The sequence below is a fragment of the Paenibacillus sp. J22R67 genome, assembly GCF_059692175.1.
The window spans coordinates 233,723-247,154 of the sequence record NZ_JCAUAX010000006.1; the positions used below are offsets into that span (position 1 = coordinate 233,723).

At 49.7% G+C, this 13,432-nt stretch carries 11 protein-coding genes and 1 pseudogene; 11 read left to right on the forward strand and 1 reads right to left on the reverse strand.

Features of this window, described 5'->3' with window-relative positions; all coding sequences use genetic code 11:
- Nucleotides 1–39 precede the first annotated feature (39 nt).
- The 11 genes and pseudogenes from AC58VC_RS23075 (at nucleotide 40) to AC58VC_RS23125 (ending at nucleotide 13,031) form a co-directional block, all read left to right on the forward strand.
- Nucleotides 40–1,401, forward strand: coding sequence for an ABC transporter substrate-binding protein (locus AC58VC_RS23075; RefSeq protein ID WP_497371730.1), 1,362 nt, complete (start codon nucleotides 40–42; stop codon nucleotides 1,399–1,401).
- 71 nt (nucleotides 1,402–1,472) lie between these two features.
- On the forward strand, nucleotides 1,473–2,342 hold the full coding sequence (locus AC58VC_RS23080; RefSeq protein WP_497371732.1) for a carbohydrate ABC transporter permease: 870 nt from the start codon (nucleotides 1,473–1,475) through the stop codon (nucleotides 2,340–2,342).
- Nucleotides 2,342–3,160 (forward strand): carbohydrate ABC transporter permease, encoded by an 819-nt coding sequence (locus AC58VC_RS23085; RefSeq protein WP_497371734.1) that lies wholly within the window; start codon nucleotides 2,342–2,344, stop codon nucleotides 3,158–3,160. The genes AC58VC_RS23080 and AC58VC_RS23085 overlap by 1 nt, the downstream gene beginning before the upstream one ends.
- A 37-nt stretch (nucleotides 3,161–3,197) precedes the next feature.
- Entirely contained in the window at nucleotides 3,198–4,766 is a 1,569-nt protein-coding gene (locus AC58VC_RS23090; protein ID WP_497371736.1) for a response regulator transcription factor, read from the forward strand.
- Between the two features lie 13 nt (nucleotides 4,767–4,779).
- Nucleotides 4,780–6,504, forward strand: a complete 1,725-nt coding sequence (locus tag AC58VC_RS23095) for a glycoside hydrolase family protein (protein WP_497371738.1) — start codon at nucleotides 4,780–4,782, stop codon at nucleotides 6,502–6,504.
- A 135-nt stretch (nucleotides 6,505–6,639) separates the two neighbouring features.
- Complete coding sequence (locus tag AC58VC_RS23100) at nucleotides 6,640–7,320, forward strand: aspartate/glutamate racemase family protein (protein ID WP_497371740.1); 681 nt, start codon at nucleotides 6,640–6,642, stop codon at nucleotides 7,318–7,320.
- 33 nt (nucleotides 7,321–7,353) lie between these two features.
- Complete coding sequence (locus AC58VC_RS23105) at nucleotides 7,354–8,613, forward strand: ribulose-bisphosphate carboxylase large subunit family protein (RefSeq protein WP_497371742.1); 1,260 nt, start codon at nucleotides 7,354–7,356, stop codon at nucleotides 8,611–8,613.
- A 6-nt stretch (nucleotides 8,614–8,619) separates the two neighbouring features.
- Nucleotides 8,620–10,098, forward strand: coding sequence for a four-carbon acid sugar kinase family protein (locus tag AC58VC_RS23110; RefSeq protein WP_497371744.1), 1,479 nt, complete (start codon nucleotides 8,620–8,622; stop codon nucleotides 10,096–10,098).
- A 411-nt stretch (nucleotides 10,099–10,509) separates the two neighbouring features.
- The gene (ade, locus tag AC58VC_RS23115; RefSeq protein ID WP_497371746.1) at nucleotides 10,510–12,303 is read left to right on the forward strand and encodes an adenine deaminase; all 1,794 of its coding nucleotides are present in this window, start codon (nucleotides 10,510–10,512) and stop codon (nucleotides 12,301–12,303) included.
- Nucleotides 12,304–12,324: 21 nt separating this feature from the next.
- On the forward strand, nucleotides 12,325–12,498 hold the full coding sequence (locus AC58VC_RS23120) for a hypothetical protein (protein WP_497371748.1): 174 nt from the start codon (nucleotides 12,325–12,327) through the stop codon (nucleotides 12,496–12,498).
- 108 nt (nucleotides 12,499–12,606) lie between these two features.
- A pseudogene (locus tag AC58VC_RS23125) lies at nucleotides 12,607–13,031 on the forward strand (EAL domain-containing protein).
- 184 nt (nucleotides 13,032–13,215) lie between these two features.
- On the opposite strand, the gene AC58VC_RS23130 reads toward AC58VC_RS23125, so the two are convergent.
- Nucleotides 13,216–13,368: a hypothetical protein gene (locus AC58VC_RS23130; protein WP_497371750.1), complete on the reverse strand. Its 153-nt coding sequence runs from the start codon at nucleotides 13,366–13,368 to the stop codon at nucleotides 13,216–13,218.
- Between the last annotated feature and the right edge of the window lie 64 nt (nucleotides 13,369–13,432).

Sequence of the window (13,432 nt, forward strand, 5' to 3'; positions counted from 1 at the left end):
AATCAATTCTGTAAGCAACATTAAAGGAGGGGTACAGAAATGAGGAATATGAAAACGGTAACACTGTCTGCATCCATTGCGGCAGTTATGGCATTAACGGCTTGTGGAACTAACGGCGGTAACTCGGGAAGCAGCACACCGGCAGCTGCATCGCCTGGTGCTACAACAGCCGCATCAACACCGGCACCAGCGAAGAAGGATCCTGTCACACTGACGTTTGCGATTGCCAATACGGTTGATGCCACACCTTTTAATAAAATATTTAAAGAGTTCGAAACGAAAACAGGCAATAAGGTCGAGCTGCAGGCGCTGCCTGGCGGGGACTTCGACAACATGATGAAAACACGCTTTTCCACGGGCGACTTCCCAGATATTTTCCTCATGCAGCCAGGCCCTAAGCAATACGTCAAGTTAAGAGCCTCTGAAACGCTTCGCGAGTGGTCGGGAGATCAAGCCGTATGGGATCGTATTATTCCGACGATGAAAGAGTTTCAAGCTGATGCGAACAAGAAAATTTATGGTGTCCCATTCGGAGCTACGGGCATGATGGGCATTTATTATAACAAGGATGTATTTACCAAAGCGGGCATTCAGCCTCCCAAAAACTATGCGGATATGATCGAAGGCGCTAAGAAAATCAAGGCTGCAGGCGTCACACCTTTCTATGAAGGAGTCAAAGACGGCTGGCCGCCGCAAGTGTTCTACTTCACGGGTTGGGTATCAAATGTAGACCCGGCCATCGGGGATGCAGGGGTTCAAAATTTAGAAAAGAATGCGCTCAAGCTGGCCGATATTCCGGCACTCAAAGACCTTTTCGCGAAACAAAAGGAATTAAAAGATCTTGGACTGATCCAATCCAATCCGCTGGCAGGCACATTCGATGAGCTGCAAAATTTGATGGGTGAAGGCAAAGTAGGTATGGCATTCATGCTAGACGGCATTATTCCGCAATTGGAGAAGAAATTCGGGAAAGAGTTCGTAACGAACAAAATTGGCTTCTTCCCCTTCCCTTCCGCTGCAGATGCAGGGACAGCGATGATTACGCCGCCGAACCAATTGATGATTCCGAACAAAGCGAAAAATGCCGATGTAGCTGCTGAGTTGGTTAAATTCATGATTTCACCGGAGATGGTGGATCTGTACTACCAAACAAGCCCAGGCATCCCGATTTTTCAAGGCGCTAAGAGCAGCTTGTACCCTGTGCAGCAAACGGTCAAGGATCTGATTGATGCAAATAAAGCGAAAATCAATGTGCAGAATCGTCTGACACCAACGTTCGCTGATTTCCAAAAAACATTGCAAACGTTCTTCATCGACGGAGACGTCGACAAAGCGCTGAAGGAATTCTCCTCGAACTATGAGAAAGACGGCAAAGCCAAGCTGCTTGATGGCTTCAAATAAGCGGATCTAAGACTGTCCGGTCGGAACTTGCTTCCGGCCGGAACACTTTAACATGAAGGAGGGGAGACGAGATGGGAAAGATGAAATATCCGCTTTATTTTTCATTCCCGGCTCTCGCCGTATTTCTACTATTTTTCATTACCCCAACGATCATTGGGTTTTATTACAGCTTCACGGACTGGAATATTAACGCGGAGCAGATTCGCTTCAATGGGCTCGATAATTATATCGAGTTGTTCAAAGAACCCCGGTTGAAAACGGCTTTGATTAATACCTTGATTTTTGCGGCGGTTGTGACTTTGATGCAGAACTTTTTGGGACTAGGATTAGCCTTGATTTTGAATGAAGCACTTAAACTGCGAAATCTGCTGCGCATGATCTTCTTTCTGCCTTATGTGATTGCGCCGATTGTCATAGGCTATATTTTCCGAGCGATTTATCATCCTGAGCATGGCATTGTCAACACAGCGCTGGATAAGGTCGGGCTTCATTTCATGGTGCAGGACTGGTTGAATGATCCTAAGTATGCCTTGTTCTCCATTATCGTGACTGACCTGTGGCGTGTTGCCGGATTCTCGATGGTTGTTTATTTGGCTGGTCTGCAGTTTATTCCAAAGGATCTAATTGAAAGCTCATCCATGGACGGGGCGCAATATTGGCAGCGTTTTCGCTCCATTATATTCCCGCTGTTAGCTCCGGCTCTTACCGTCAACGTCCTTCTCTCCATGATCGGTTCCATGAAGGTGTTCGAAATGGTCATGGTGCTGACAGAAGGTGGTCCAGGTTATACCACAGAAGTATTTTATACCTATATTCGCGGCATGTTTAGCACAGGTTTATTCGGTTACGCGACGGCAGTTAACGTTGTTTTATTCGTTCTTGTCACCATTGTTGGCGTTCCCGTACTGATGGCGATGAAGAAGAGAGAGGTCGAGATGTGATGAGAAAAAAGTGGACACTCTGGATACTGGAAATCGTCGCAATTGGCTTGGCCTGTCTGATTCTGATTCCCTTCCTGATGATTCTGGTCAATTCGTTTAAAGGCATTCGGGAATCGGCGCTATTCGGCATATCGCTTCCTTCAGAATGGCATTTTACCAATTATAAGGAAGTCTTTCAGCAGGCAAACATTTGGCGGGGGTTCAAAAATAGTATTCTCATTTCCGTCTTAGTTGTCGTCTGTGTGAATTTATTTGCCTCGATGGCTGCTTTCATTATTCAACGAAGAGACGATCGCTTTCTGCAAGGAGCTTATTACATGTTCATTATGGGGCTGATTGTCCCGGTTTCCATTGTGCCTACGATTAAGCTGTTGGGTGATCTTCATATTAAAGGGACGTATTTCAGTCTGATTATGTATTATACGGCGGTGCTGCTGCCTTTTGCTGTGTTTTTGCTCGTGGGCTTCATGAAGTCGATTCCGAGAGAGTTGGATGAAGCGGCTTTGCTGGAAGGCTGCGGCTATTTCCGATTGTACTGGCAAATGATTTTACCGCTGCTGCTTACGGTGCTTGTAACCGTATCCATTGTCGTCATGGTTTCGGTCTGGAACGATTTCTTTGGACCCTTCTATTTGATGACAGACAGTACGAAGTGGACGATTGTCCTGCAAATCTTCAATTTTGTAACGATGTACAGCACGAATTGGGGCGTTGTTTTCGCCTTCATGGTGCTTGTGATTTCACCAATTCTAATCATCTACTTATTGCTGCAAAGGTACATTATTGACGGACTGACTGCGGGTTCTATGAAAGGCTGAGTTAAGCGAAATCTAAAGCTTTGAGGAGGTACAGGAAATGCGGAGAGTCATCATTGTAGACGATGAAAAGTGGATACGAAGAGGATTAATTCAGTCTATTTCCTGGAACGAATGGGGCTTGGAGCTTGTTGGCGAAGCAAGTGACGGGGGAGAAGGCTATGAAATGGCTTTGGACAAAAAGCCGGACCTGCTCTTCCTGGATATGCGTATGCCTGGCCTCGACGGTAAACAGCTGCTTGGCCTGTTGTGCCGAGAGCTGCCGGACTTACTGACGATTGTGATTAGCGGGTATTCGGATTTCGAATATACGAAGGAAGCCATTCGCCATAAAGCCTTTGACTATCTGCTCAAGCCGGTGAAAAAGGAAGAGCTTGCTGCGGTCGTGGAAAAGGCGCTTATGGAGCTTGATGGGCGCGAAGCGCAGAAGCGCAAAGCATCCCGCGTCCAAGGGGAGGATTGGCTGCGGCAGCTGCTGCTGCATGCTGAGGAAGGGGAGGAAATCTCCATTCCTTCCAGCTGGCAAGCCGGCGAATACGCGTTGATGCTCGGTCACACGGACACCTTTCAAGAGCATTGCGATTATGCTCGTCTGCTTCCGGCTATTCATGAGCAATTAAACCGCATGAGGCCCTTCCTTTTCGGGGGGCGATGGGAATACGAGGTTACGACGCTGCAGGATAGCAGCCGAGAGATCGCGATTGCCCTCTGTGGAACCCGGCTGGAGCCCAAGGATTTCAGCCGAGTGCACACAAGTGTGCTCGCTGCCTTAAAGCAGGCCGGCAGCGTTAGTTTCAGCTTTGGCATGAGCACTAGGAAGCTAGAGGCTGCCAAGCTAGGCGAGGCGTATAACGAAGCGAGGAAAGCTTTATCAGGGAAACAGCTGTCAGCTATGAACGCCTTGCTTTGTGCAGAGAACAATGCGGTGCATTTATCTGGTATTTATCCGCAGGACAGAGAGAACTCGTTCTTATGGGTGCTCCAATCCGGAAATAAGCAGGCTGTGGAACAAGAATTCGAGCGATTGTTTGCGGCATTCGTAAGCGATGGTACGACGGTTGGACATTTGCAATGGAGCGCGGATTTACTCCTGCATGCGGTGGAGAAGCAGCTTCAGGCGAAAGATGTCCGACTAGAGGAGATTTGCGGCAAAAATACGCTTATGTATTCGGAGCTGATTCACCAACGGCATGATGTGGAGGCCATGAAAAAGATTTTCAAAGATGACTTGCTGCCTTCTGTGCTCTGTTTCTATGGGCAATCCGGGGAAAAGCAGGGAGAGAAGGTTGTCGGCGAGCTGAAAAAATGGATGGAGAGTAATTACGATCAGTCCCTCTCCTTGCATCAAATTGCCAGCAGCTATTATTTAAATGCTGACTATTTAAGTCGGATTTTCAAAAAGATGACCGGGAAGAACTTCGTCGATTATTTAACCGATATCCGTCTGCATAAGGCCAAAGAGCTGATGAATAAATCGAAATACAAAAACTATGAAGTCGCGCAAAAGGTGGGTTATGAGGATTACCGGTATTTCAGCCAAATTTTCAAAAGAAAAATCGGCATGACCATCGGTGAATACCGCAAAGCCATCGGTCAAGCGGACCAATAAGGAGAGAACACGTATGTCGAAACATTTAATTCCCGATACGCTTATGCTCGAAGAACGCGCCGCACACGCCATCAATGCCATGATCGGCATGGCGGATCGCGACCATAACTATATTCCGTTTTTTGCAGCTGATTTGATGCACAAACCTGCTTTCATGACGCACGGTGATTGGGACTATGGTTCCTCACACGGACGTATGATCGATGGATTAATTCTTGCTCGCCATATGTCGGGAGATGAGTTCGGCAAAGAGGTCGAGGAGCGTTACCGTGCGAACCTTTTGTCTTTTTTCAAAGAAGACGGGATGAGCTACAGACAGATCAATCCAACCCGCAATTGGGAGCCGAATGCGAACCTGATTGATCAAAGGGCGGTTATTCTGTCTTTGACGACTTGGTTCATGGAATCTGGAGACCCTGTGGTCAAAGAAGCAGCCGACCGTCACGTGGCGGCACTCAAGCGTATCGCGATCAAAGAGCGCGATGTCTGGTATTATCCGGCTTCGGAATACAAAGAAACAGGCTGGCCGTCGAGTAACGCCATACAGCTGCGTTTGGCGCCGGATCCGGCAGCCTTCTGCGGCCGATTGGTCATGCCTTTGCTGAAATATCATGAGCTGACGGGCAATCAGGACGCTTTTGAACTATGTCAATTTTTTACGGCATTAATTATGGAGCGCAGCGGAGTATTCAATCAGGATGGCAGCTTCAACGACTCACTTGCTTATCGGAGCGGACATTTCCATACGCGGATTGGCACGCTTGACGCCATCGCGAGGTTCGGTGTCTTCACAGGCGATGCGGCGATGCTCGCATGGGTCAAGAAATGCTACGACTGGGCGCTGACCAAATGCACGAACTTCGGCTGGACGCCGGGTGATCTGCACGAACAAGCTTATGAGCATGAAACATGCTCCTTGGTTGATTTAATCGCGACGGGGATTACCTTGGCACAAAGCGGCTATGTGGAATATTGGGGAACCGTGGAACGGTTCTTGCGCAACCATCTGGCAGAGTCACAGCTGCTCGATCTGGATTGGGTGGAGGAAGCGGATGATAAGTCGGCTGACATTCCTGCGAACAAAAGCTTTTATAAAGTAGCGGAGCGGACGCGGGGTTCCTTTGCAGGCTATTCGGCGCCTAATGATTTCGTTTGCGATGTGAATGAAGGACGCGGTCATACGAACGATTTGCAGATTTGCTGTTTAGGCTCAGGAACACGCGGGCTCTTCATGGGCTGGAGTAACACGATCACGGAGAAAAAAGGGACGATCAGCGTCAATTTCCTTTTGAACCGCGGCTCCAAATGGCTTGATGTCAGCTCTTACCTGCCTCATGAAGGGAAAGTCGTGCTCGATATTCACACGGACATTTCTCGTCTGCAGATCCGAATTCCAGAGTGGGCTGGCTTTACGAAAATTAAGTTTGTTCGTGAACGTGGCGGGGAAGTCATTGAAGGCAAAGGCAGCGAGGCGAGCAGTTGGGTGAACAAGCACTTCCTCTTGCTTGGCTCTGCAGTCGCAGGTGAGAAAATTACGGTGACCTTCCCGCTGAGTTTCCGCAAAACGTTGGAGAATGCCGTAGGTCAAACTTTTGAGACGGAATGGCGCGGTGACGACGTTGTAAACATCACGCCGAAAGGCACGAAGAAACCTTTGTACAGCGGGCGTCAGGTATTTGAAGAGGCTCCTATGCGGGCTGGGGAGTATCGTCGATTGGATAAGGAATTTGTATGGTAGATGAGTGAGTGGAAGAGCGAGGGAGTAAGTGAATACGTGAATACGTGAGTACGTGAGTAAATGAGTAAATGAGTAAATGAGTAAATGAGTGAATGACATTCCGCTTTTGGAGTGCAAGCGACTAGGAGGAGTTCTATGCAAACCGTTGTTGCGATTTATACAGGTCAGGGCTTGGCTGATCCTTTGAAAAAGGTGTTTCAAGAAATGCTGCCGGATATCCGGCTCGTGAATATTATTGATGACAGTCTGATTGGCGATGTCGTGCGTGCTGGGCACATTCCAGAAGTCGTGTCTCGTCATTTGGTGCAGTATTATCGGCATGCGGAAGAACTAGGTGCGGATGTGATCCTCAACACATGCTCCTCCGTTGGTGATGTGGCGGATGAGGCTGTGGGGACCATTGGCGTCCCCATTGTCCGAATCGATGAATGGATGGCTGCCAAAGCGGTAGCCAGCTACGCGCGAATTGCTGTGCTGGCAACACTGCCATCTACCTTGGAGCCAACGTTGCGGCTCATTCAGCGTAAGGCAGATGAAGCCGGCAGAGAGGTGCAGCTTGTGAGCGGGCTCGCGGAAGGTGCCTTTGATGCCTTGATTAGCGGTAAACCGGAAGAGCATGACCGTTTATTGTTGGAAACGGCGAAGCGAGCCACGGATGCCGCCGATGTGCTGGTATTGGCGCAAGGGTCTATGGCGCGCATGGAGCAAGCGTTGGCGGAGGCGACAGGCAAGCCTGTGCTTTCTTCCCCAAGATCCGGCGTAGAGCATGTGAAGGCTATTCTTGATGCAGTCAAAGAAACGAAGACAGGATCTTAAGGCGGGATGGCTGAGAGAAGGGAGAGAAACCAAATGGAGCAAGATCGTGTAACAGCCGTCTATCTGGTGGAAACGGCGTATTCGCTGGAGCGAGCTGCCGCATCCATCGCTGGCGAGCAGTCCACGGGGACGTTCACGGCTGTCCCTGGAGAGACGGATGCCGTGAAAGAGCGGCATGGCGCAAGAGTGGAGCGTATCGAACCCTTGGAGGATACGGATACTCCCTCCCTGCCGGGAGCAAAGACGCCGCCGGGTCATGACGGCAAGTATCGTCGCGGGCGAGTGACGGTATCGTTTCCTCTTCATAATTTCGGACCCTCTATACCGAATCTAATGTCTGCAGTTGCAGGCAATTTGTATGAGCTTCAGGAATTGTCAGGACTCAGACTCTTGGATTTGGAACTGCCGGAAGCATTTACGGTGCGGTACCCTGGACCGAAATTCGGGATTGAGGGGACACGGAAGCTGACGGGCGTGTATGATCGGCCGATCCTTGGGACGATTGTGAAGCCCAGCGTAGGCTTATCGATTGGCGAGTTGTCGGCACTGGTGGAGAAGCTGGCGAGAGCGGGTATGGACTTCATCAAAGACGATGAATTGAATGCGAATCCGCCTTATGCGCCATTAGCAAACAAAGTGGAGGCTGTCATGGCGGCAGTAGAGCGAGCTGCGGATGCTACGGGCAAGAAGCTTATGTATGCTTTTAACATCACAGGGGATCATGACGAACTGCGCCAGAACCATGACCTGGTTGTCAAAGCGGGCGGCACTTGCGTGATGGTCAGTATTCTCAGCATCGGACTGTCGGGGCTGACATATTTGAACCAATTCAGTGAGGTTCCCATTCATGGGCATCGCAATCAATGGGGCATGCTAACGCGTTCGCCGCTGCTGGGGATTGAATTTACGGCTTATCAGAAGCTTTGCCGGTTAGCTGGAGCAGATCATCTGCATGTTAACGGTTTAAATAGTAAGTTTTACGAAACCAACGAGTCGGTGGTTCGATCTATTGCCGCTTGCACGGCACCGCTGCTCGGCGGCTACAAAACGATGCCTGTCGTTTCCTCAGCCCAGTGGGCGGGGACAGCTCCAGCTACCTATGAGGCAACAGGGACGGTAGATGTGATGCATTTGGCCGGCGGAGGCATGCTGGCTCATCCGGATGGCCCTGCGGCCGGCTTTGAGAGCATGAAGCTTGGCTGGGAAGCAGCGGTCCAGGGAATACCGCTGGATGTTTATGCGGCGCAGCATCCTTCTCTGCAACGGGCGATCGAGAAATACGGGAAGGGGTGAAGGTGGATGGACGACACCCCTAAAGAGCTTGAACCTGCCTCGGGGCAAACTGATGGGCAAATCGTTGAGCAAACCGCTAAGCGACCCGCTAGGAGGCCGCTCTGTTATTACGGCGACGATTTCACTGGTTCTACGGATGTACTGGAATCGCTGTTTCAGGCGGGACTCAAAACCGTCCTGTTCCTAGAGCCCCCGACGCCTGAACTGCTGCTGAAGCAGTTTCAAGACGTCGATTGCTTCGGCGTTGCCGGTGTAGGACGCTCCTTGACTCCCGAAGAGATGGAGCGGGAGCTGCGTCCGCTTTTTATGACGCTAAAAGCGGCTGGGGCCGCAGTCGTGCATTATAAAATATGCTCGACCTTCGACTCCTCACCCGGCACGGGCAGCATCGGCAAAGCGGCGGAAATCGGGCGCGAGGTATTCGGCGGCCGGTACATTCCGCTGCTTGTCGGCGTTCCATATTTGCGCCGATATACGCTGTTCGGCAACCATTTCGCAGCTGGCGGCGTAGGAGGAATCGTGCATCGGCTGGATCGTCATCCAACGATGTCCAAACATCCGGTTACGCCTATGGCGGAGGCGGATCTTCGCAAGCATTTGGCACAGCAGACAGCGCTGAAATCTTCTTTGTTGGATATAAAGGCGTTAGAGGGTTCGTATGCGGAGGTGCGGGAGCGCTTGGAGACAGTTGTTCGCCAAGAGCAGCCGGATCTGCTTCTATTTGACGTCTTGGATGAGCAGCGCTTGGAAGTAGCAGGGAGAATGATTTGGGAAGAGGCTGACGATCAAGACGGGCTATTCGTCATCGGTTCTTCGGGTGTAGAGTACGCACTCGGAGCTGTTTGGCGAAAAGATGCGGGGAGTTCGGCTGCTGCAACAGATAGCCGTGGAGGAAGTTTACGTGCTGAGGCTTCACAGGCTGGGCCACTGTTAGTGATTTCAGGCAGCTGCTCGCCGGTAACCGAAGGTCAGATCGCGCAAGCACTGAAGGTCGGTTTTATGGGCATTCGTGTTCCAATGGAAGAGCTGCTTAGCTCAGGTACGCGGGAAGCAGCAAAGGCTGCTTTGCTGCAAGAAGCGCGGCAATGGCTGGCAATCGGCAGAAGCGTAATCGTGTACTCAGCAACGGGGCCAAACGATGAAAGTATTGAACACATGCAAAAGGTACTGTCTGCTCAGGGGATTAGATCTGAAGACAGCAGCCGTCTGCTTGGCAATGCGCTAGGCGAGCTGACCAAAGAGCTCGTTAGTCAGCTCGGTATTTCGCGTGTTTTGATAGCGGGAGGAGACACCTCGGGTTATGTGACGAGAGAGCTAGGCGTGTACGCGTTAGAGTGCATTTCTATTCTGGACCCGGGCGGACCGCTTTGCCTTGCTTATGCCAATGAGCCTTCGTTTGACGGTCTGGAGCTCGTGCTCAAAGGCGGCCAGGTTGGTGGAGTGGATTTTTTTGAGCGGGTCGCGGGGTACAGTCGTGGGGGCTGATTACGGTTAGCCAAGTTCCCACCAGTAGTACGAGAAGGTGCATTTCCTACAGCAAATTCACGGCATGAGGCGGTTTTTATATATCATCCTGCATTTCCTACATCAAAATTACTGAGTCATGCCTAATACTCGGCTAAAATCCTGAATTAGATGTATGTTTTACATGATTGGCATCAGAATTCACAAAAATGGTGGATTTTGCTGTATGTTTTACATGATTTTCGGCCGTATGCAAGTTCGCAGCGTGTTGCGATATTTTCTGAAGGTTTCGAGAAAAAGACAACATTAATTTCATAGAAGACTATTTTCTGCAGCCTTGCAGGAGTAGTCTTTTTCTATTTTCTCAGCTTTGGGTTGTCATCTAAATGGGCTATAATAGGAGATGAAACTCATAATAGGGAGAAAATAAACATGACTCAATATAAAAGAAATAAATTAGTTGAAGTGAGCAGGAAGCTGGCTAAAGTCGCCATGGGTAACGCTTTTGCTGATGTTGTCATTAAGAATGGCACACTGGTGAATGTGTATTCAGGGGAATTAATTGCGCATATGGATGTCGCCGTGGCAGAGGGACGAGTAGCATTCGTTGGGCATGCAGACCACACGATTGGTGATCAAACGGTAGTCATTGATGCAGCAGGAAAGTACATAGCTCCTGGTTTCCTAGACGGTCATATGCATGTTGAAAGTACCATGCTTTCTGTCACTGAGTTTGCCAAGGCGGCGCTGCCCAAAGGGACAACGGGGATTTTCATGGACCCGCATGAGATTGCCAATGTGTTTGGGTCCGAAGGGGTTAGGCTGATGCATGAAGAGGGGCAGCAGTTGCCGCTCAAAGTATTCACAACCTTCCCGTCCTGCGTGCCTGCGACGACAGATTTGGAAGATGCGGGTGCGAGCTTGGAAGTGAAAGATATAGAAGAGGGACTGCAGTGGGACAATGTGGTCGGGCTTGGTGAAGTGATGAATTTTCCTGGTGTCGTTTATGGGGACCCCAAAATGTGCGGCGAAATTGAAGCGACAATGAACAGCGGGAAGGCAGTCACGGGGCATTTCCCGAGCGAGGATGACCATATGCTGCAAGCCTATATCGCGTCTGGCGTGACCTCCGATCACGAAACGGTTACGCGCGAGCAAGGGCTGCACAAAGTCCGTATGGGCATGCATCTGATGATTCGTGAAGGCTCTGCTTGGCACGATGTCAAAGAAGTCATCAAGGTGGTCACAGAAGATAAGGTGAACACGTCGAACATCTCCCTCGTCACGGATGACGTCAGTCCGCAAACACTGATTGAGAAAGGGCATCTCAATCATGTGGTGCGCCGTGCGATTGAAGAAGGTGTTGACCCTGTCACAGCGATTCAAATGGTTACCATCAATGTGGCGCGCTATTTTAAACTCGATAAAGATCTAGGCAGTATTACGCCAGGTAAATGCGCAGACATTTTATTGCTCGATGATTTGCAAAAAGTGGAACCTGTAACTGTCATTACGGATGGGAAGGTCATCTTTGACCATGGTAAGCTTGTCGCGGAGTTTCCTACCTATGTGTATCCGGCACATATTCGCAGCTCCATGAAAGTGAAGCGAGAGCTCACAGCGGAGGACTTTCAGCTTAAGAGCCGCGGTAAAGAAGAGCGAACGAGCGTCAATGTCATACAGGTGATTGAAAATAGTGCAAGAACAGCGAAAATGACAGCCACATTAAGTGTCGAGCAAGGGATCATTCAGCCGGATATCCAGCAGGATGTTGTCCGTCTTGCTTGCATTGAGCGGCACCGCGGCACGGGCGAAATTTCGCTTGGTTTCTCAAGCGGCTTTCAATTGAAATCCGGCGCAGTAGCTTCTACCGTAGCGCATGACAGCCACAATTTAATTGTTATGGGAATTAATGAACAGGATATGGCTTTCGCCGCTAATGAACTTGTCAAATTGGGAGGCGGTACAATTGTTGTTGAGAACGGCCGTGTGCTGGCTCAAGTACCGTTAACGATTGCAGGCCTTATGTCTGATAAGTCTTTGCTTGAAGTCGTTGAAGAGGTTGCTCAACTGGAAGGAGCATGGAAACAGATTGGCTGTCCGTTAAATGCGCCGTTTATGACATTCTCATTGACAGCTCTGCCTGTTATCCCTGAAATTCGGATTTCAAACCGTGGCATTGTTGATGTGACACAGTTTAAGTTGATTGATGTGGAGCTGATTTAGGTACTGGAAGAGGCTGTCCCAATGAGCTTGGGGCAGCCTCTTCAGCGCTCCTGCGCGCATCCGAGCTGGGTGCGTCGTGTAACGATGTTAAACATCGTTACCGCATCTCCCGCGGGGCTTTCCGCTACTGTAACGATGTTTTACATCGTTGCAGTAGCGCCTACTGCGCGGATTCGAGCTGCGTGCGTCGTATAACGATGTTTTACATCGTTACCGCATCTCCCGCGAGGCTCTCCACTACTGCAACGATGTTTTACATCACCACAGACGTTCATCCCGGTTGCCGAGGAGTCCCGTCAAATTATAGAAACCGGCCATTGGGTGCTCCATACGGCTGCGGCGCAAATGAAGAAACGGCAGGACGCAGGATTAGATGCCGTCTCGATGGCCGTCAATATATCGGCGGTACAGCTCACCATGAGCAGTTTATTCCATCGATTCATGAGATTTTGCAAACGTATCAATTGGAGCCTAAATGGTTGGAACTCGAAATGACGGAAAGCATCGAAATTAATCGAAGCAGCATGCTTGAGAAGCTGAGGACCCTTAATCGGATGGGGGTAAGACTGGCTGTGGATGATTTTGGTACTGGGTATTCGTTGATCAGTTACTTGCAGAAATTCCCGATCAATTCGCTTGAAATTGACAAGTCCTTCGTACAGCGCATCTCGGGCCTCATTCGGACAATTCACTCATTGAAGCAATTATTGCCATGGGCCGAAGTCTAAAGTTAGAAGTCATTTCACGGCTACCATCAGGTGCAAGGTTATTTGTTTGCAGCTCCTTTAACGGCTGAGGAGTTTGAAGCGATCTATGTGAAAGGAGCCAAACTGAACAATATGGCGTAGTAAAACGGACCGTCAGGGCCTATCCCTGGCGGTCTTCTGCTTCTGCTTTGTCCGTGTCAGCGTTTTAACGCAAATAAGGAAAATAAGGAATCGGGACAGGCATATTGTTCACATTTGTAGGTTTAATAATGATGTCCCCCGGAACCGTTTTCTCAGGCGGCAATTGAATGATACCGCTTCCATCATAATACACAGGTTTATTTGATTCTGCAGCCATTCCTGTTTCCTCCTACAAAGGGGATTTTGTGACTACTACTGATATATAATGTATGAGGGTAAAA

Excerpts from the sequence above, each read along its gene's own strand:
- AC58VC_RS23100 (WP_497371740.1), top strand. The coding sequence starts at position 6,640 with ATGCAAACCGTTGTTGCGATTTATACAGGTCAGGGCTTGGCTGATCCT.
- AC58VC_RS23075 (WP_497371730.1), top strand. The coding sequence starts at position 40 with ATGAGGAATATGAAAACGGTAACACTGTCTGCATCCATTGCGGCAGTT.
- AC58VC_RS23085 (WP_497371734.1), top strand. The coding sequence starts at position 2,342 with ATGAGAAAAAAGTGGACACTCTGGATACTGGAAATCGTCGCAATTGGC.
- AC58VC_RS23110 (WP_497371744.1), top strand. The coding sequence starts at position 8,620 with ATGGACGACACCCCTAAAGAGCTTGAACCTGCCTCGGGGCAAACTGAT.
- ade (WP_497371746.1), top strand. The coding sequence starts at position 10,510 with ATGACTCAATATAAAAGAAATAAATTAGTTGAAGTGAGCAGGAAGCTG.
- AC58VC_RS23120 (WP_497371748.1), top strand. The coding sequence starts at position 12,325 with ATGAGCTTGGGGCAGCCTCTTCAGCGCTCCTGCGCGCATCCGAGCTGG.
- AC58VC_RS23105 (WP_497371742.1), top strand. The coding sequence starts at position 7,354 with ATGGAGCAAGATCGTGTAACAGCCGTCTATCTGGTGGAAACGGCGTAT.
- AC58VC_RS23090 (WP_497371736.1), top strand. The coding sequence starts at position 3,198 with ATGCGGAGAGTCATCATTGTAGACGATGAAAAGTGGATACGAAGAGGA.
- AC58VC_RS23095 (WP_497371738.1), top strand. The coding sequence starts at position 4,780 with ATGTCGAAACATTTAATTCCCGATACGCTTATGCTCGAAGAACGCGCC.
- AC58VC_RS23130 (WP_497371750.1), bottom strand. The coding sequence starts at position 13,368 with ATGGCTGCAGAATCAAATAAACCTGTGTATTATGATGGAAGCGGTATC.
- AC58VC_RS23080 (WP_497371732.1), top strand. The coding sequence starts at position 1,473 with ATGGGAAAGATGAAATATCCGCTTTATTTTTCATTCCCGGCTCTCGCC.